This is a genomic window from Actinomadura gamaensis (assembly GCF_042652125.1).
In the GTDB taxonomy this organism is placed as follows: Bacteria; Actinomycetota; Actinomycetes; order Streptosporangiales; family Streptosporangiaceae; genus Spirillospora; species Spirillospora gamaensis.
In genome coordinates this window covers 853,718-871,269 of sequence record NZ_JBHSIT010000001.1, presented here as the reverse complement: position 1 = coordinate 871,269, position 17,552 = coordinate 853,718, and the positions used below count along the sequence as shown (strand labels likewise).

12 protein-coding genes are annotated in these 17,552 nt (G+C 73.3%); 8 read left to right on the top strand and 4 right to left on the bottom strand.

Annotated elements, in window-relative coordinates:
* Positions 1-23 precede the first annotated feature (23 nt).
* Both ACFPCY_RS04045 and ACFPCY_RS04040 read right to left on the bottom strand, forming a co-directional pair.
* Positions 24-218, bottom strand: a complete 195-nt coding sequence (locus tag ACFPCY_RS04045; RefSeq protein WP_378252176.1) for a DUF3046 domain-containing protein — start codon at positions 216-218, stop codon at positions 24-26.
* Between the two features lie 9 nt (positions 219-227).
* A complete protein-coding gene (locus tag ACFPCY_RS04040; protein WP_378252175.1) occupies positions 228-1,481 on the bottom strand; it encodes an alpha/beta hydrolase fold domain-containing protein in 1,254 nt (417 codons plus the stop codon).
* Positions 1,482-1,597: 116 nt separating this feature from the next.
* Between ACFPCY_RS04040 and ACFPCY_RS04035 the strand changes: the two genes are divergently transcribed.
* The gene (locus ACFPCY_RS04035) at positions 1,598-6,454 is read left to right on the top strand and encodes an Lhr family helicase (protein ID WP_378252174.1); all 4,857 of its coding nucleotides are present in this window, start codon (positions 1,598-1,600) and stop codon (positions 6,452-6,454) included.
* A gap of 207 nt (positions 6,455-6,661) precedes the next feature.
* Here the strand turns inward: ACFPCY_RS04035 and secA2 are convergent, their stop codons facing one another.
* Positions 6,662-9,064, bottom strand: a complete 2,403-nt coding sequence (gene secA2, locus ACFPCY_RS04030) for an accessory Sec system translocase SecA2 (protein WP_378252173.1) — start codon at positions 9,062-9,064, stop codon at positions 6,662-6,664.
* Between the two features lie 209 nt (positions 9,065-9,273).
* Between secA2 and ACFPCY_RS04025 the strand changes: the two genes are divergently transcribed.
* A complete protein-coding gene (locus ACFPCY_RS04025; RefSeq protein ID WP_378252172.1) occupies positions 9,274-9,405 on the top strand; it encodes a hypothetical protein in 132 nt (43 codons plus the stop codon).
* 313 nt (positions 9,406-9,718) lie between these two features.
* On the opposite strand, the gene ACFPCY_RS04020 is transcribed toward ACFPCY_RS04025, so the two are convergent.
* Positions 9,719-10,936 (bottom strand): ROK family transcriptional regulator, encoded by a 1,218-nt coding sequence (locus tag ACFPCY_RS04020; RefSeq protein ID WP_378252171.1) that lies wholly within the window; start codon positions 10,934-10,936, stop codon positions 9,719-9,721.
* 260 nt (positions 10,937-11,196) lie between these two features.
* Between ACFPCY_RS04020 and ACFPCY_RS04015 the strand changes: the two genes are divergently transcribed.
* From ACFPCY_RS04015 to ACFPCY_RS03990, 6 genes are all read left to right on the top strand, one after another.
* Positions 11,197-12,486, top strand: a complete 1,290-nt coding sequence (locus ACFPCY_RS04015; protein ID WP_378252170.1) for an extracellular solute-binding protein — start codon at positions 11,197-11,199, stop codon at positions 12,484-12,486.
* A 123-nt stretch (positions 12,487-12,609) separates the two neighbouring features.
* Entirely contained in the window at positions 12,610-13,632 is a 1,023-nt protein-coding gene (locus tag ACFPCY_RS04010; RefSeq protein WP_378252169.1) for a carbohydrate ABC transporter permease, read from the top strand.
* Entirely contained in the window at positions 13,629-14,486 is an 858-nt protein-coding gene (locus tag ACFPCY_RS04005) for a carbohydrate ABC transporter permease (RefSeq protein WP_378252168.1), read from the top strand. The genes ACFPCY_RS04010 and ACFPCY_RS04005 overlap by 4 nt, the downstream gene beginning before the upstream one ends.
* Complete coding sequence (locus ACFPCY_RS04000) at positions 14,483-15,937, top strand: glycoside hydrolase family 3 protein (protein WP_378252167.1); 1,455 nt, start codon at positions 14,483-14,485, stop codon at positions 15,935-15,937. Before ACFPCY_RS04005 ends, ACFPCY_RS04000 begins: the two co-directional genes overlap by 4 nt.
* A 181-nt stretch (positions 15,938-16,118) precedes the next feature.
* Positions 16,119-16,583 (top strand): RrF2 family transcriptional regulator, encoded by a 465-nt coding sequence (locus ACFPCY_RS03995; RefSeq protein WP_378252166.1) that lies wholly within the window; start codon positions 16,119-16,121, stop codon positions 16,581-16,583.
* A 4-nt stretch (positions 16,584-16,587) separates the two neighbouring features.
* Positions 16,588-17,367, top strand: a complete 780-nt coding sequence (locus ACFPCY_RS03990) for an Fpg/Nei family DNA glycosylase (protein ID WP_378252165.1) — start codon at positions 16,588-16,590, stop codon at positions 17,365-17,367.
* Positions 17,368-17,552: the final 185 nt, after the last annotated feature.

Below are 17,552 nucleotides of genomic sequence, written 5' to 3'. Positions count from 1 at the left end.
CCGCGGCTTTCCGCCCGTGGTCGTTATCGCAGGCGCGAGGGGACGTCGAAGGTGGCGACGACGGCGTGCCACACCGCTTTGGCGGGCTCGCCGTCGGCCAGGGCCTGCTCGATCGTGCGCCCGCCGAGCTCGGCCAGGACGTAGTCCTTGGCGACGCTCTGGGCGTATCCCTCGCCGAACTGCTCGTTCATCCGTTGCCAGAACACTGTGAGACGCACGCGCCCACGCTATCCGACGGACTCGTCCACCTCGTCCGGCACGCTGGGGGCCTTTCCCTGGACGTACTGCCTGTGCAGGCCCGTCAGGTACCGCTCGACGCCTTCGACCACGCGGGCCGTCCGGTAGGACGGGAACACGTCGAAAGCGTGCTGCCCGCCCTGCATCTCGGCATACAGGACGGGCGAGTCGGAGGCGTCCCGCAGCTTCTCCACGAAGCGGCGGGCCTCCAGAACGGGGATCAGCGAGTCGTGGCTCCCGTGGATGACGAAGAACGGCGGCGCGTCCGCGCGCACGTAGGTCGCCGGGGACGCCTCGGCGAAAACTTCGCGATGCTCGGCGAAAGACCGCTTCATCACATACTTCTGCAGCAGCTTGGTCTCTCCGAAGGGAATCGGCAGAGCTCCCGGTTCGATGAGGTCGTACACCCCGTAGAAGGTCACGGCGCCCTGGACGGAGGTGTCCACGTCCTCGAAGCCGGGCTGGAACTTCGGGACGTTCGCCGTGAGGGCGACCAGCGCGGCCAGGTGCCCGCCTGCGGAACCGCCCGTCACGCAGAGGAAGTCGGGGTCGGCCCCGTATTCCTCGGCGTGCTCGCGGTACCAGCGCAGGAAGTGCTTCAGGTCGATGAGGTGCTCCGGCCAGGTGGCCCGCGGGCTCAGCCGGTAGTTGACGTTGAACCCGACCCATCCCTGGACGGCCATGTGGTTCAGCAGCGGGAGCCCCTGCTCGCGCTTGTCGCCGATGACCCAGGCGCCACCGTGGATCTCCATGAGGCCGGGGCGCAGCCGTCCGTCCTCCTTGGGCCGGTACACGTCCAGTTTCAGGCGCAGGCGTCCTTCCTGGCGGAACACGACGTTCCGGTCCACCCGGACGCCCCGCCTGGGGATCAGGCAGAGCGGCGGTAGGACGAGGTGGCTGCGCGGATAGGGCGGAGCCTTCTGCGGATCGAGATCCAGCGGGACGCCACTGTCCCGTAGCGTCACCAGGGTCTTGCGAGAGGCCGCGATCGTGGCGACCGTCCCGGCGGTCCCGGCCAGGCCCAGGGCGAGGCCGAGCCATCCGGCCCGGCCGTCCAGGCCGCCCGCGGCGGCCGTCCAGGCGAGGCCGGCGACCTCCAGGACGAGCAGGTGCGGGGCCAGCTCGATGGTGAGCCAGCCCGCGAAGAAGCTGGGCACCAGCAGGACCGCGCCGTGGCGGGGGCGGCGGGCGTTCACGGCCAGCAGCAGGCTCACCGCGCCTACCGCGAGCAGGACGTGGGGCATCGGGACTCCCGGGGTCGTGCCGGACCTCCAGCCTGCCCCAAGCAATCACTTGCTTACAAGGTGACGCGGACCACCCCGGCGCGGTTTTGTCGGACCCGCGAGGCAGGATGGGACGCATGACCAGCCAGCCGCACGGCAGCCCCGCTGACGTGCTCGAACGCTTCTCCCCGGCGACCCGCGCGTGGTTCGCCGGGGCGTTCGCCGCGCCCACCGCCGCGCAAGCCGGGGCGTGGCGGTCCATCGCGGCGGGCGACCCGACGCTCGTGGTCGCGCCCACCGGCTCCGGCAAGACGCTCGCCGCGTTTCTGTGGTCGCTCGACCGGCTGGCCTCCGAACCGCTCCCCGACGACCCGAAACACCGGTGCCGCGTGCTGTACGTGTCGCCGCTGAAGGCGCTCGCGGTGGACGTCGAGCGCAACCTGCGCGCGCCCCTGACCGGCATCCGGCAGGCGGCGCGCCGCCTCGGCCTGCCCGAGCCGGACGTGCGGGTCGGCATCCGGTCCGGCGACACCCCGGCCGACGAGCGCCGCCGCCTCGCCACCAAGCCGCCGGACATCCTCATCACCACGCCGGAGTCGCTGTTCCTGCTGCTCACCTCGCAGGCGCGCGAGGCGCTGCGCGGCGTCGAGACCGTGATCGTCGACGAGGTGCACGCCGTGGCGGGCACCAAGCGCGGCGCCCATCTGGCGCTGTCCCTCGAACGGCTCGACGCGCTGCTCGACCGTCCCGCGCAGCGCATCGGGCTGTCGGCGACCGTCCGCCCGGCGGCCGAGGTCGCGGCGTTCCTGGGCGGCGCGCGGCCCGCGGCCGTCGTCCAGCCTCCGTCCGAGAAGGTCTTCGACCTCGACGTGGTCGTCCCGGTGGAGGATCTCGGCGAGATCGCCCGGTTCGTGGACGGGACGGGCGAGGCCGACCCGCGCCAGCGCAGCATCTGGCCCCACGTGGAGGACCGGCTCCTCGACCTCATCGAGGCGCACCGGTCCACGCTGGTCTTCGCCAACTCGCGGCGGCTCGCCGAACGCCTCTGCGGCCGCCTCAACGAACTCGCCTTCGAGCGCGCCACGATCGCGCGCGAGGAGCAGGCCGGAACCGGGGCGTCCGCCGAGCCGCGCCGCCTCGGCCCGGACGACATCGAACGCGCCCTCGGCCTCGGGCCCGGCGATCAGCCCGAGCCTTCGCCCGACCCAGGGCGGATGCCCGAGCCTCCGGCCGGCCCCGGGCGGATGCCCGCGCAGATGATGGCGCAGGCGGGGGCCGCCAAGGGGGTGCCGGCGGAGATCGCGCGGGCGCACCACGGGTCGGTGTCCAAGGAGGAGCGGGCGGGCATCGAGAACGCGCTGAAGGAGGGCAGGCTGCCCGCCGTGGTCGCGACGTCCAGCCTGGAGCTGGGCATCGACATGGGCGCGGTCGACCTGGTCGTCCAGGTGGAGTCGCCGCCGTCGGTGGCGAGCGGCCTGCAGCGGGTCGGGCGCGCGGGGCACCAGGTCGGCGCGGTGTCCAAGGGCGTGATCTTCCCCAAGTACCGGGGCGACCTCGTGCAGACGGCCGTGGTCGCCGAGCGCATGCGCGGCGGCGAGATCGAGGAGCTGCGCTACCCGCGCAACCCCCTCGACGTCCTCGCGCAGCAGATCGTGGCCATGGTCGCGATGGACGAGTGGACCGTCGACGAGCTCGACTCCCTGGTCAAGCGCGCCGCGCCCTACGCGACGCTGCCGCGTTCCGCGCTGGAGGCGACGCTCGACATGCTCGCCGGGCGCTACCCGAGCGACGAGTTCGGCGAGCTGCGTCCCCGCCTCGTCTGGGACCGGGTGACCGGCGTCCTGCGCGACCGCCCGGGCGCGCAGCGGCTCGCGGTGACCAGCGGCGGCACGATCCCCGACCGCGGCCTGTTCGGGGTGTTCCTCGTGGGCGAGAAGTCCTCGCGGGTGGGCGAGCTCGACGAGGAGATGGTCTACGAGTCGCGGGTCGGCGACGTGTTCGTGCTGGGCGCGAGCTCCTGGCGCATCGAGGACATCACGCCCGACCGCGTCCTGGTGTCCCCGGCGCCGGGGCAGCCCGGCAAGCTGCCGTTCTGGCACGGTGACTCGCCGGGCCGTCCGGCCGAGCTGGGCCGGGCGCTGGGCGCGTTCACCCGCGAGCTGGCCGCCCTCCCGCAGGACCGGGCGCGTGCGCGCGTGAACAGCGCCGGGCTGGACGAGTGGGCCGCCGAGAACCTGGTGTCCTACCTGGGCGAGCAGCGGGAGGCGACCCGGCACGTCCCGGACGACCGCACGATCGTGGTCGAGCGGTTCCGCGACGAGCTGGGCGACTGGCGCATGGTCGTGCACTCGCCGCTCGGCGCGCGCGTGCACGCGCCGTGGGCGCTCGCGATCGCGGGCCGCCTGCGCGAACGCTACGGCGTCGACGCGCAGGCCATGCACGCCGACGACGGCATCGTCATCCGCATCCCGGACATGGACGACCCGCCCAATATGGACCTGTGCGCCTTCGACGCCGACGAGATCGAGCGCATCGTCGTCGACGAGCTCGGCGGGTCGGCCCTGTTCGCGGCGCGCTTCCGCGAGTGCGCGGCACGGTCGCTGCTGCTGCCGCGCCGCCGCCCCGACAAGCGCATGCCGCTGTGGCAGCAGCGGCAGCGCGCGGCGCAACTGCTGGCGGTGGCGAGCAAGTACCCGTCGTTCCCGATCGTCCTGGAGACGATGCGCGAATGCCTTCAGGACGTGTTCGACGTCCCGGGGCTCGTCCAGCTCATGCGCGACCTGTCCGGGCGCAAGGTGCGGATGGTCGAGGTCGAGACGCACGAGCCGTCCCCTTACGCGCGCTCGCTGCTGTTCCACTATGTGGGCGCGTTCATGTACGAGGGCGATTCACCGCTCGCGGAGCGGCGCGCCCAGGCGCTCGCGCTCGACACGGCGCTGCTGTCGGAGCTCCTCGGCCAGGCCGACCTGCGCGAGCTGCTCGACCCGGAGGTCGTCGCCGACACCGAACGCGAGCTCCAGCGGCTCGCGCCCGACCGCCGGGCCCACGATCTCGAAGGCGTCGCCGACCTGCTGCGCCAGCTCGGGCCGCTGACCACGGCCGAGATCGGACTCCGGCTCACGCGCCCGCTCGACGCCGCGCCCTACGCGGCCCGCCTCGAAGAGGAGCGGCGGGTCATCCGCGTCCGCGTCGCCGGCGAGGAACGCTGGGCCGCGATCGAAGACGCCGGACGCCTCCGCGACGCGCTGGGCGTGCCCCTTCCGGTCGGCGTACCCGAAGCGTTCCTCGAACCCGTGGACGATCCGCTCGGCGATCTCGTCTCCCGCTACGCGCGCACGCACGGGCCGTTCCGTTCCGACGACGTGGCGACGCGTTTCGGGCTCGGCGCAGCCGTGGCGACCGAGGCGCTGCGCAGGCTCGCCGCCGACGGACGCGTGGTCGAGGGCGAGTTCCTTCCGGTCGAAGCCGTGTCGGGGCCGCTGACGTCCGAATGGTGCGACAGCGGCGTGCTGCGCACGCTGCGCCGCCGGTCCCTCGCGCGGCTGCGCGCCGAGGTCGAGCCGTCCCCACCCGAGGCGCTCGGCCGGTTCCTGCCCGCCTGGCACGGCATCACGGGCGGCTCGCGGCTGCGCGGCATCGACGCGCTCGTCCAGGCGATCGAGCAGCTCCAGGGCTCGGCCGTCCCGGCGTCCGCGCTGGAGTCGCTGATCCTGCCGTCCCGCGTGCCCGGCTACTCGCCCGCCATGCTGGACGAGCTGACGTCCTCCGGCGAGGTGGTCTGGGCCGGCCAGGGCAGCCTGCCCGGCGGCGACGGCTGGGTCTCCCTGTACCTCGCCGACACCGCGCCGCTGCTGATGCCCGAGCCCGCCGAGATCACCCTGACGCCCGTCCACCAGGCCGTCCTCGACCTGCTGGACGGCGGCGGCGCGCTGTTCTTCCGGATGCTCTCCGACCGGGTGAACCAGCAGGTCACGGTCGCCGACGCCGACCTCGTCACCGCCATCTGGGACCTGGTCTGGGCGGGCCTGCTCACCAACGACACCCTCGCTCCGCTCCGCGCCGCGCTCGGTTCCGGCCGTCCCGCGCACCGCGAGCGAGGGACCCGCCGGGGCCGTCCGGTGCTGCCGTCCCGCACGGGCCCGCCCACCGTCGCCGGGCGCTGGTGGCCGCTGCCCGGACGCGAGACCGCCTCCACGCTGCGTTCCCACGCCCTCGCCGAGGCGCTGCTCGACCGCTACGGCATCGTCATCCGCGGTGCGGTGGCCGCCGAGCGCACGCCGGGCGGCTTCTCGGCCGTCTACCCGGTGCTGCGCGCGTTCGAGGAGTCCGGGCGCTGCCGCCGGGGCTACTTCGTGGAGGGCCTGGGCGCGGCCCAGTTCGCCCTGCCCGGTGCGGTGGACCGCCTGCGCGCGCTCCGTCCGCCCTCCGCGCCCGCCGCTCCCGACCCGTCCCTCTGGGAAACTCCGGAGCCGCCGGGGCCGGACCGCTGGGAAACGGAGGACGACCGCTGGGAGCGTCCGTCGCCGAAGGGAGCGTCCGGCGGCACCCGCCACGGACGGCCCGCCTCGCTGGGCGGCCCGGTCGCCCCGCTCGCGTCCGCGCGCGGGAACGACTCGGGCGAGCGAGCCCTGGTGCTCGCGGCGGCCGACCCCGCGAACCCCTACGGCGCGGCCCTGCCCTGGCCCGACCGGCCGGACGAGGTCGCGAGCGGCCACAAGCCCGGCCGCAAGGCGGGCGCGCTCGTCGTGCTGGTCGAGGGCCGCCTCGTCCTGTACGTCGAACGCGGCGGAAAAACCCTGCTGACCTGGGACGACGCCCCGGACGTCCTGCAACCTGCGGTGGACGCGCTGGCCCTGGCCGTCCGCGAGGGCGCGCTCGGCAAGCTCACCGTCGAACGCGCGGACGGCGAGTCCATCAACGACTCCCCCCTCGCCGCCGCGCTCGAAGCGGCCGGCTTCCACCCCACCCCCCGAGGCCTCCGCCTCCGCGCCTGACCCCGGAACCCCGCAGCCCGCGGCTCCGCGCCTGAGCACGAGAGCCCGCGCGCACCGCGGCCCCGCATTGACCGCGGTAGCCGGCGCGGGCTGCGCCTACGCGGGCAACCGCGGAGCCCGCGTGGGCTGCGGCTTCGTGCTCGGGACCCGGGGAGACCGTGCGGGCGGGTTGCGGGTCCGCGGCTGGTCGGCGGGGGTGCGGTCGGGTTACTTGCGGCCCTTGAAGAGGGAGATGAGGCCCTTCAGGGTGCGTTCGTCCAGGGAGCCGAAGGGGTTGTCGTGGACGAGGTAGGTCCAGGTCGCGGAGGGGCGCTGGAGGCCCGCGCCCGCGAGGTCGAGGGTGCCGTCGCCGGCGACCTCCAGCTTCTCGAAGGCCGCGACGGCGGCGGCGCGGGCGTCGGGGAGGAGGCGCTTGCCCGCCGGGACGGCCTCGCTGTTGAACTCGATCAGCGGGTCCATGCCGCGGCCGAGGGAGCGCAGGTGGATGCCCTCGCGGACGTCGGTGAGGAAGCCGAGGTGGTCGGACCAGCGGCGGTCCAGGTGGAACAGCAGGAGCTGGCGGGCCGCGCGGGCGACCTCGCCCGCGCCGACCCGTCCGACCAGTTCGGTGTGTTTCGCGGGAGCCTTCTCGGCCATCAGGCGGTCGCCGGCGTCGCCGCGCAGGACCTCCTCGCGCTCGGCCAGCAGCTCGGCGCGCTGCAGGCCGATGAGGTGGTTGTAGCGCCAGGTGTTGCGGTGCAGTTCCAGGTCGACGCCCTCGGCGACGCGCTGGGCATGGCCGACGATCCAGTGCGCGGACTTCGCGTCGATCAGGCCGTCGTCGCCGGCGCCGCCCTTGTACTCCTCGTCCGGGGCGTACCGGGTGACCAGGTCGTCCTGGAGGCTGGTGAAGAACACCGACGCGCCGGGGTCGCCCTGGCGTCCGGCGCGTCCGCGGAGCTGGTCGTCCAGGCGGCTGCTGTGGTAGCGGCCGGTGCCGATCACCAGCAGGCCGCCCGCCTCGACGACCTCCTGGTGGGACGCGGCGTCCGGGCCGTCCAGCGGGGCGGTGCCGGGTGCCCGCTCCGGGGTGGGGCCGCCGAGGCGGATGTCGGTGCCGCGCCCGGCGATCTGCGTGGACACGGTGATCGCGCCCGGCGCGCCCGCCCGCGCGATGATCGCCGCCTCCTCGGCGTCGTTCTTGGCGTTCAGCACGACCGGCTCGAATCCGGCGCGGACGAGGCGGCGGGCCAGCCGCTCGGACTCGGCGACGTCGCCGGTGCCGACGAGCACGGGCCGTCCGGTGGCGTGCGCGGCGGCGATCTCCTCGACGACCGCGACCTCCTTGTCGGCGGACGTGGCGTACAGCCGGTCCGGACGGTCGTCGCGGACGCACGGCCGGTTCGGCGGGATGACCGCGACGTCCAGGCCGTAGAACTCGCGGAGCTGCCCGGCCACGGCCATCGCCGTGCCGGTCATGCCGCACCGCACCGGGTACCGCCCGATCAGCTCCTGCACGGTGACCGAGTCGAGGATCTCGCCGCTCGGCGAGGCGTCCAGGGCCTCCTTCGCCTCGACCGCCGCCTGGAGGCCGTCCGGCCAGCGCTGGAGCAGCGCGACCCGGCCGCGCGACTCGTTGATCAGCTTCACCGCGCCGTCCCGGACGATGTAGTCCACGTCCCGCTGGAGCAGCACCTCGGCGTGCAGGGCGACGTTGACGGCGGTCAGGACGTCCAGGTTGTCCGGCGCGTACAGGTCGATGCCGCCGAGGGACCGCTCGACCTCGCGCGCGCCCGCCGAGGTCAGCTGGACGTTGCGCGCCTCGGTGTCGGTGCCGTAGTCGCGTCCGGGCCGCAGCCGCCGCACCAGGTCGGCGTAGGACGGGTCGGCCCCGGCGGTGTCGGCGGCCCCGGCGAGGACGAGCGGCACCATCGCCTCGTCCACCAGCACCGAGTCGGCCTCGTCGATCAGCGCGACCTCGGGCTCGGGCAGGACGAGGTCTTCGGCGGACGTCGCGAGCCGGTCCCGCAGCAGGTCGAAGCCGACCTCGCTGACCGGGGCGTAGGTGACGTCGGCGGCGTAGGCGGCACGGCGCTCCTCGGGCGTGGAGGTCTGCCCGATCCACGCGACCGACACGCCGAGCAGCGCGTACAGCGGCCCCATCCACTCGGCGTCGCGGCGCGCGAGGTAGTCGTTCACCGACATCACGTGGACGCGCCGTCCGCGCAGCGCGTACCCGGCGGCGGCGATCGCCCCGGCGAGCGTCTTCCCCTCGCCGGTGGCCATCTCCGCGACCTGGCCGCGCAGCAGTGCCAGCGCCCCGACGAGCTGGACGTCGTACGGGCGCTCCCCCAGCGTCCGCCGCGCCGCCTCCCGTCCGAGCGCGCACAGCTCGGCGAGGTCGATGTCGTCGTCGGCCCCGCCCTTCCCACCCGCCGACCGCTTCTTGCCGGCTTCGGCACCGGGCGCCGTCGGGCGGAGCGCGGTGGCCGCGGCGGTCAGGTCCGCGTCGGACAGCGCGCGCACCCGGTCCTCGCGCTCCCCGGCGTCCTCGACCAGGGCGCGCAGCGGCGCCAGGTCGGCGCTGCCGGGCTTCTGCACCATCCTTCTCAACCGGTCGCGCAGCGCCATGGCATCCCCCCGAGGTCGGTCACGTGTCTCCCAGCGGTCCCGTCACCGGGTCCCTTCCCATCATGATCCACCCCTGCTCCTCCGCTGAAGGTCTGACGGAGATTCATCCCGTGGGTGGATCCCGGACGGCCGCCGGAGTGACAGCATTGCGGTACATGGGGTTGCGGTGGCACTGGGAAGGAAGGCGTCACCGCGGAACGGGGGTCAGCATGACACCGACGGCACGGTGGGCCGCCGCGCAGCGGCGCAGGCGGCATGTCATCAACCAGGTCATCATCGACCGAGCGCTGCGCGATCCGCGCCGCTTCGAGGAACCCGCGCCGCAGGCCGCGGAGAAGTAGCCGCGCCCGGCACAAGAACCATCCTCCCACGCAGGCGCCGTCGCACCCCCTCCGCGGCGGCGCCTGCTTATTTGCCTACGCGGCTTCGGGGGGCTCGCCTGGCGGCTCGCCCCCCGAACCGCTGCGGCGGCGAACGCGGCATCGCTTCGCGATCTTCCCTCCGGGGGCTCGGCTTCGCCTTCGCCCCCTCCGTTCAGTTAGCGCGTTCGCGGTGCGTGGCTGAGCTATACGCCGACCTGGACACGCTGCCCTGCGCAGGCCCGGCGGAGCGGGTATGTCCCAGCGCTTGACGAACGGTCTCCAGCGGGCGTGGTCAGGTTGAGAAGACCTCGTCGCGGGCCTGTTCCAGGGCGGCGTGGAGGGCGCCGCGCAGGACGGGGTTGCCGTCGATCTCGGTGACGGCGACGGTGGGGCGGGTCGGGCTGAGGCGGCCGACGGCGCGCTCGATGCGTTCGGCCAGGGGGCGTCCGCCGGCGCGGCCCAGCTCGCCGGACAGGACGACGAGGCCCGGGTCGAGGACGATGTTGACCGAGGTCACGCCGTAGGAGATGCGGACGGCCAGCTCGTCCAGGAAGTCCCCGCCGCGCGTCTCGTCCCCGGCCGCCTCGCGGACGCATTCGACGGCCGTGGCGCCGGTGATGCCGTGCCGGTGGGCCAGGTCGCGGACGGCGTCGGCGCCGACGAGCGAGCCGTAGCCGCCCGCGAGGGCCGGGATGCCCCAGGACGTGGACTCGGTGACGCCCTCCTCGCCGTCCATCGGGGCGCGGCGGGCGGTGCCGAGGGGCAGCGGCGCGCCGGGGACCGGCAGGTAGCCGATCTCGCCCGCGCCGCCGAACCGGCCGCGGATGAGGCGCCCGCCGAGCATGACCGACAGGCCGATGCCGCGGTCGAGCCACATGAGCGCGAAGTCCTCGTGCTCGCGCGCGACGCCGTAGGCGCGTTCGGCGAGGGCGGCGAGGTTGACGTCGTTCTCGATGACGACGGGACGGCGCAGGTCGTGGCGCAGCGCCGACAGCACGCCCTCGTGCCAGTGCGGCAGGTCGAAGGCGAACTGGACGTCGCCGGTCCCGGGGTCGACGACGCCGGGCGTCCCGATCACCAGGACGGTCAGCTTCCGCAGCGCGACCTTGGCCGAGCGGGCGGCCTTGACGACGGCGTTGTGGACGGATTTGACGGGATCGCCGCCGTTGTTCGGATCGACGGTAACCTGGGCCGCGACACTCCCGGTGATGTCGGCGACGCCCGCCGTGACGCCCTCCGGGCCGACCGACAGGCCCGCGACGTAGGCGGCGTCCGGGACGACCGAGTAGAGGGCGGCGTTGGGCCCGCGCCCGCCCGCCTGCTCCCCCACGACCTCGACCAGCCCGCGCTCCTCCAGCCGGGCCAGCAACTGGGAGGCGGTGACCTTGGACAGCCCGGTGTGCGCGCCGATCTGGGCGCGGGTCAGCGGACCGCGCGCGACCAGCAGGTCCAGGGCGGCCCGGTCGTTCAGCTCGCGCAGCAGGCGCGGCGTCCCGGGGCGGCTCTCCATGCTCGTGTCGTCCCCTCGAAGTCTCAATCCGCTAACGGGCGGTTTTGTTTAGGAAAGTTTCTTGTTAGTTTACGCGCAAGCGTCCCACCGCCCCAGGCGAACGGAGCAGGACGCGAGCGTTTGCACCGACTCGCGAGCACCCCCCGCGGCCGGTGCGCGGAACACCGGGCATGGCTGGACCCTAAACGGTCGGGCTCCGGTTTCCCGCATCGCGCCGAGAAGTCCCGCCCGCGAGGGGCGGCCGGAAGAAGGAGAACCCCTTGAAGATCGCGAAAATCGCGGCCGTGAGCGCCGCCCTGGCGATCGGGCTGACCGCCTGTGGCGGCGGCGGTGACAAGAAGGACAAGGACTCGGGCGGCGAGCCCGCGAAGCTGACCGCCTGGTTCATGGGCGCGGCCAACAAGGAGGAGGACGGCGTCCTCGCCCAGGCCAAGGCCGACTTCCAGCAGAAGCACCCCAAGACCCAGGTCGAGGTCGTCTACGTCCCGTGGCCGGACGCGACCAAGAAGCTCCAGGACGCCCTGAACACCGGGCAGGGCCCGGACGTGGTCGAGATCGGCAACGACCAGGCCGTCACCTGGGCCGGGCAGAGCGCCCTCGCCGACATCACCGACAAGGTGAACGGCTGGTCCGAGGGCAAGGACCTGGTCAAGGGCTCCCTCGACCTCGGCCAGCTGGACGGCAAGACCTACGCCGTGCCGTGGTACGCCGGCGTCCGGGTCGTCTGGTACCGCAAGGACCTGTTCCAGAAGGACGGCGTGCAGGTCCCCAAGACCTGGGACGAGCTGAAGGCCGCCGCCAAGACCATCCAGGACAAGGAGGGCGGCAAGGTCGACGGCATCGCCGCCCCGTCCGACTTCACCAACGGCTTCGCCAGCTTCCTGTTCGGCGCCGGCGGCGACATCGCCGCCAAGGAGAACGGCAAGTGGGTCGGCAAGCTCGACACGCCGGAGGCCAAGAAGGCCGCCGAGTTCTACACCGGCCTGGTCAAGGACGGCGTCGCGCCCAAGAAGTACATCGGCGTGAACGAGCTGGCCGGTCCGCAGAAGGACTTCGCCAACGGCAAGCTCGGCATGTACATCGACGGCGCCTGGACGCTGCCGCAGATCGAGAAGATCAGCACCAAGTACACCAAGGAGATGGGCGCGTTCACGATCCCGACGCCGTCCGGCCAGGTCGGCCCGGCGTTCTCGGGCGGCTCGCACCTGGCGGTCTGGCGTGACAGCAAGAACAAGGGCGTCGCGTTCGACTACCTGACCTCGGTCGCCAGCAAGAAGAACGCCAAGGCGTTCGCCGACCAGCTCAAGTTCTTCCCGCAGTTCACCGACCTGCTGAAGGACGACTCCTACGCCAAGGACCCGATCCAGGGCCCGGCCTCCCTCCAGATGGCCAACGTCAAGGGCGCGCCGAAGACCCCGAACTGGACCGAGGCGGACCAGAACAAGAAGATCATCCCGACCATGCTCAAGGAGATCATGAACGGGGCGTCGGTGGACTCGGCGACCGCCAAGGCCAGCAAGGCCATGACCGACACGCTCAACCAGAGCTGATCACCGCCAGCCAGGCGGGCCGGGACCGCTGCCCGGCCCGCCGCAAGCGTCCCGGCCGGTGACGGCGTCCGCACACGCGTCACCGGCCGGGGCCTCCAGAGTCCCCGAGGGATAGGCCAGCCCATGGCGAACACCGCCTCCACGGCGAGCACGGCGGCCCCGCGCGCTCCCGGCCGGGCCGACCGGCCCGGCCCGCGCGGGCGGCGGAGCGACGCTCCGCGCCCGTCGCGCCGCCGCCCCGTCCGGTTCAGTCCGGGCCCGTACCTGCTGATCGCGCCCACCGTCGCGATCATCGCGGTGCTCATCCTCTACCCGATCGGCCAGCTCGTCTGGATGTCGTTCCACAAGATCGGCACCCGCGAGGTCCGCGGCCTCGACCCGGCGCAGAACGTCGGGTTCAAGAACTTCAGCACCGTCCTCGGGGACGACTTCTTCTGGAAGGTCTTCCTCAACACCGTGCTGTCCGCCGCCGCGATGGTGGTGCTCACGATGATCGTCGGCACCCTGATCGGGCTGCTGCTGAACCGGCTCGGCAAGAGGATGTCGCTGCTGGTGTCGTCGGGCGCGCTGCTCGCGTGGGCGACCCCGGCGATCTCGTCCGCGATCGTCTACAAGTGGCTGTTCACGCCCGGCGGCGGCCTGGTCCCCTGGTTCCTGGACCTGCTGCCGGACTGGCTCGTCGGCGGCGGATGGGAGGACTACAACTGGTTCTCCGAGCCGCTGACCACCTACGTCGTGCTGGTGCTGTGCGTGGTGTGGCAGTCGTTCCCGTTCATCGCGGTGTCGGTCCTCGCCGGTCTGAAGAGCGTGCCGAGCGAGCTGTACGAGGCCGCCCGGGTGGACGGCGCGTCCCCCTGGACGATCTTCTGGCAGATCACCTTCCCGCTGCTCAAGCCGGTGTTCATGGTGCTCACCGTGCTGTCGATCATCTGGGACTTCAAGGTGTTCACCCAGCTGTACTTCCTGTCCGGCGGCACCGCCAACCGGGACTCGTTCAACCTCGCGATGTACGCCTACTCCGAGGCCGTGGCGTTCCCGGCCAAGTACGGGCTGGGCGGCGCGATCGCCCTGGTCCTCACCGCCATCCTGCTGGTGTTCACCGGCTTCTACGTGCGGGTCCTGGTCAGGCAGGGGGAGGTCGCGTGAGCGCGCCGGGCAACGCGGGCGGGCGCGGCACGCGCATCGCCCTGAACACCGCCGGGATCCTGGTCTTCATGTTCGCCGTCTTCCCCGTCTTCTGGATGGTGTCGTCGGCGTTCAAGACCGACGAGGACATCAACTCCGAGACGCCGCTGCCGGTGCCCGTCCACTGGACGCTGAAGCACTTCAAGGCGGTCATCGACGGGCAGGGCCTGGACTACGGCCTGTTCCACTTCTTCCTCAACAGCCTGATCGTCGCCGTCGTCACGGTCGCGGCCTCCTGCGTGATCTCGGTGCTGGCCGCCTACGCGGTCGCGCGCACGAGGTTCCGGGGCCGGGTCGCGTTCCTGCTCATGCTGCTCGTCGTGCAGATGGTGCCGCTGGAGGCGCTGATGCTGCCGCTGATGCTCAACGCGCAGCGGATGCACCTGCTGAACAACCTCGGCGGCGTGATCGTCGTGTACGTCGGGTCGATGCTGGCCTTCTCGACGCTGATGCTGCGCGGGTTCGTCGCGGCCGTCCCGAAGGAGCTGGAGGAGGCCGCGTCGATCGACGGGGCGTCGAAGTTCACCACCTTCTGGCGGATCACGTTCCCGCTGGTCGCGCCGGGCCTGGTCGCCACCAGCATCTTCTCCTTCGTGAACGCGTGGAACGAGTTCGTGATCGCGTTCGCGTTCCTGAAGGACCAGGACAAGTACATGCTGCCGCTGACGCTGTCCTACAGCTTCGGCCGGACGCAGGTGGAGTGGGGCTCGATCATGGCGTCCTCCACGCTGTTCACCATCCCGGTGATGGTCTTCTTCCTGATCGTGCAACGCCGGATGGTGTCCGGCCTGGTAGCGGGGGCAGTCAAGGGATGAGCCAGCGGATCGGAAACGACGAGGTCGGACGGCTCGCGCGGGGCGCCCTGCTGCCGTCCTTCGACGGCCCGAGCGTGCCGCGCTGGGTGCTGGACGAGCTGGAGCGCGGCCTCGGCGGCGTCACGCTGTTCGCGCTGAACGGCAACGTCCCGGGGACCGACGAGCTGGCGGCGCTGACCGCCCGGATGCGGACCGCGGGCGCGCCCCTGGTGACCATCGACGAGGAGGGCGGCGACGTCACCCGCCTCGGCGGGCACAAGCAGGCCAGCCCGTACCCGGGGAACGCCGCGCTCGGCGCGGTCGACGACGTGGCGCTCACCCGGCGCGTCTACCGCTCGCTCGGCGCGGAGCTGGGCGCGGTCGGCGTGAACCTGAACTTCGCGCCGTCGGTGGACGTCAACACCGCCGCCGACAACCCGGTGATCGGCACCCGCTCGTTCGGGTCCGACCCGGAGCTGGTGGCGCGGCACGCGGCGGCCGCCGTCGCGGGCACCCAGGAGGCGGGGGTCGCGGCCTGCGCCAAGCACTTCCCCGGTCACGGGGCCACCGTGGAGGACTCGCACCTGGGCGTGCCCGTCGTCGACGCCGACCTGGAGCTGCTGGACCGGCGCGAGCTGGTCCCGTTCCGGGCGGCGATCGAGGCCGGGACCCGGGCGGTGATGACCGCGCACCTCGACCTGCCGGGCATCACCGCCGGGGTCCCGGCCACCCTCTCCCCCGCCGTGATCACCGGGCTGCTCCGCGAGCACCTCGGCTACCGCGGCGTGATCGTGACCGACGCCCTGGACATGAAGGGCGCGAGCGGCGCGATCGGCATTCCGGAGGCGGCCGTCCGGGCCCTGCTCGCCGGCGCGGACCTGCTCTGCCTCGGCCCGCGCGAGCACCACGAGTCGCTGCTGGCGGTGCTCGCCGCGATCGAGGACGCGGTGGCGTCCGGGCGGCTGCCGGTCGAGCGGCTCGCCGACGCCGCCGCCCGCACCGCCGCGCTGAAGGACTGGCTGGCCGGGAGCGCTCCCGTGCCGGTGGACCGGGCCGCCGGGCTGGACGCCGCCCGCCGCGCCGTGCGGATCACCGGCGACCTGCCCGCCTTCCCCGCCGCGCCGCTGGTGGTGGAGCTGGCCGCGAACGGCAACATCGCGGTCGGCCCGACGCCGTGGGGGCTGTCCGCCTGGGCCGCCGACGCCGTCCGGGCGGAGGGGACCCCGGACGAGGCCGGTGACGTGCTGGAACGTGCCACCGGACGCGGCCTGGTCGTCGTGCTGCGCGACGCGCACCGGCACGCCGGGCAGCGCGCGCTGGCGTCCGCGCTCCTGGCGGCCCGTCCGGACGCGGTGCTCGTGGACATGGGCCTGCCGGTCTGGCGGCCGGAGGGCGCCGTCCACGTCGCCACCTACGGCGCCGCCCAGGCCAACGCCCGCGCGGTGGCCGAGATCCTCGGCCTCACGAACTGAGCCGAGCCCGCACCGCACCAGGGCGGACGCCGCGACCCGGCGTCCGCCCTCTCGCGTTCACGGAGCCGACGCGCGGCCGATGGGGCGTGGAGGCGAGCCGAGGCGGCACGGGGGCGGGGCCGATGGGGCGTGGGGCGGGGTCAAAGCCCAACCAGTCCGATCGGCAAGGGATAATACGTTCATGCGATTGTCCGCCCGGGTCGACTACGCGTTGCGTGCCGCCGCGGAGCTGTCGGTGGCCGGGAGTCATCCGGTGACCGCCGTCCAGCTCGCGGAGGCGCAGCAGATCCCGCCCAAGTTCCTCGAGAACATCCTCGGCCAGCTCCGGCGGTCGGGGCTGGTGCGCAGCCAGCGCGGACCGGAGGGCGGCTACTGGCTGGCGCGCGCCGCCGACCGGATCTCGCTGGCCGACATCATCCGCGCCATCGACGGGCCGCTGCTCGGCGTCCGCGGCGAGCGCCCCGAGCACGTCGGCTACGAGGGCCCGGCGGCGTCGCTGCAGGAGGTGTGGATCGCGCTGCGCGCCAGCGAGCGGGCCATCCTGGAGCAGGTGACGCTCGCGCACATCGCGGCCGGGGAGCTGCCCGAGCAGGTCCGCAAGCTCGCCGAGGATCCGGCCGCCTGGGAGAGCCCCTCCCTGATCTAGTCCGATGCCCGAGGGCGACACGATCTTCCTGGCCGCCCGGCGGTTGCGCGACGCGCTCGCCGGGCGGCCGCTCACGCTCTCGGACTTCCGCGTCCCCCGGTACGCCACGCTCGACCTGCGCGGACGCGTCGTCGACGAGGTGGTCCCGCGCGGCAAGCACCTGCTGGCCCGGATCGAGGGCGGGCTGACCGTCCACACCCATCTGAAGATGGAGGGCGAGTGGCGGATCCGGCCGGCCGGGACGCCGCCGCGCGACCACCGGGTGCGGCTGGTGCTCGCGAACGCCGAGTGGATGGCGGCGGGCTACTCGCTCGGCACGGTCGAGGTGCTCCCCACCGGCGAGGAGGAACGAGCCGTCGGTGACCTCGGCCCTGACCTGCTCGGCCCCGGCTGGGACGCCGCGGAGGCCGTCCGGCGGCTGGCCCGCGACCCGGGCCGCGCGATCGGCGAGGCCCTGCTCGACCAGACCCTGCTCGCGGGGATCGGAAACGTCTACAAGTCGGAGATCCTCTTCCTGCGCGGCGTGCACCCGTGGACGCCGGTCGGCGCCGTCCGGGACCTGGACGGCATGGTCGGCCTGGCCAGGCGGCTGCTGGACGCCAACAAGCTGCGGCACGGCCACGTCACGACGGGCGACCTGCGGCCCGGACGCCGCCACTGGGTCTACGGGCGGGCGGGCCGTCCGTGCCTGCGCTGCGGCACCCGGATCCGCCGCGCCGACCAGGAGTCGGTCGTCGGCGAGCGGGTCACCTTCTGGTGCCCTCGCTGCCAGCCGGAGATCTGACCTCCACGGTTCGGATGGTCGTCGGTTCGGATGGTCGTCGGTTCGGATGGTCGTCGGTTCGGGTGGTCGTCGGTTCGGGTGGTCGACGGTTCGGGTGGTCGACGCCCGCCCCGCGTCCGGGGCGGGTCGCCGCCGCGGTGCGCGCCCGTGCGCTCATCGTCGCCGTCCGGCCCGACCCAAGTCAA